The organism is Streptomyces beijiangensis (genome assembly GCF_017315755.1).
Classification (GTDB): domain Bacteria; phylum Actinomycetota; class Actinomycetes; order Streptomycetales; family Streptomycetaceae; genus Streptomyces; species Streptomyces beijiangensis.
Genome location: NZ_JAFLRJ010000841.1, coordinates 1 through 1,237 on the forward strand (window position 1 = coordinate 1; position 1,237 = coordinate 1,237).

At 73.2% G+C, this 1,237-nt stretch carries 2 protein-coding genes and 1 pseudogene; 2 read left to right on the top strand and 1 reads right to left on the bottom strand.

Annotated elements, in window-relative coordinates; all coding sequences use genetic code 11:
* Together J0695_RS39410 and J0695_RS39415 are read left to right on the top strand one after the other, a co-directional pair.
* Window positions 1-219, top strand: a pseudogene (locus tag J0695_RS39410) (hypothetical protein); the annotation flags it as partial.
* Window positions 216-596 (top strand): hypothetical protein, encoded by a 381-nt coding sequence (locus J0695_RS39415; RefSeq protein WP_206969655.1) that lies wholly within the window; start codon window positions 216-218, stop codon window positions 594-596. The pseudogene J0695_RS39410 and the gene J0695_RS39415, both read left to right, overlap by 4 nt.
* A gap of 186 nt (window positions 597-782) precedes the next feature.
* Here the strand turns inward: J0695_RS39415 and J0695_RS39420 are convergent.
* Window positions 783-1,237, bottom strand: a 455-nt coding sequence (locus J0695_RS39420) for a gamma-glutamyl-gamma-aminobutyrate hydrolase family protein (RefSeq protein WP_206969656.1), incomplete at its 5' end; no start/stop codon positions are given.

Below are 1,237 nucleotides of genomic sequence, written 5' to 3' on the forward strand. Positions count from 1 at the left end.
CCTTCCGTACTGAGCGAGCTGGCCGTACGGGAGGAGATCGCGTCCCGCCGCCTGGTGAAGGTCCCGGTCGAGGGCATCAGGCTGAGCCGCGACCTGCGCGCCGTCTGGCCCACCGGCCCCCAGCCGGCCGGTCCGGCACGGGACTTGCTGGTGCTGACGCGCCCGGGCGGAGAAGGCGGCGGTTTGCCGGGCCCTGAGAGGGCTACCCGAACCGTATGACGGATGAGGGCAAGACCACCGAGAGCACAGGAACCACCGCAGGCCGCACCGCGGAGGCTGCCAAGGGCGACGCGGAAACGGCGCTCACCCAGTCCAAGGAGGCCAAGGAGAAAGCCGCTGAGGCGGCAGGCACCGCGGGCGCGGTGGCCCTCAAGGGCGTACAGGCGGGCCGCCAGGCAGTCGGGTCAGCCTCCGGCCAGGTGGTGGCGGCAGCCACGACGACCTGGACGGTGCTCACCTCGCGCAAGGCGCTGGTGATGGGGGCAGGAGCGGGCGCGGCGGTACTGAGCGCGGCCTCGTATCTGGCGGGCCGGCGCAGCGAACAGCACTCCCAGAGCCATGGCCCGGTGACCCGCCTCACGGGCGGCCGTATCTGACCGGGGCCGCACAAATCCCTTGGCACACAAGGAGGGTGGCGCGGACCATACGGTGATGAGAGCCGTCGCGCCGCCCGCCACCGGAGTGCGCCTCCCCTGGGAGGAACTGCCTGCAGCCACCGCCGCCCGGTCCGCCCACCCTCCGCGCCTTCCAGCGCGCCCAGGGCGTCGAGGCGCTCGCCTGGCTCAGGAAGCGGCTCGGACCAGCGCTTGCATGACGCGCAGGTCACCGCCCATCTCCGGATGCCACTGCACCCCCAACACCCATCTTTCGCCCGGCAGTTCCACCGCCTCCACCGTCCCGTCGCCCGCATGGGCGCAGGCGGTCAGCCCCCGCCCGAGCCGGTCGACGGCCTGGTGGTGATAGGTCGGCACCTGCGACTCCTCCGGCACGACCCCGGCATAGAGCGAGCCAGGCACCGGCTTCACCGCATGCTCGCCGAACGCCCCGACCGACCCCGTGTGACCGTCCAGATGCTGTACGAGCGTCCCGCCCAGCGCGACGTTGAGCAGCTGCATCCCCCGGCAGATCCCGAGCAGCGGCGTCCCCGAAGCCAACGCCGCCCCGGTCAGCGCCAGTTCCCAGGCGTCCCGCTCCGGCGCCGCGGGCCCGCACCGCGGATCGCGTTCGGCCCCGTACC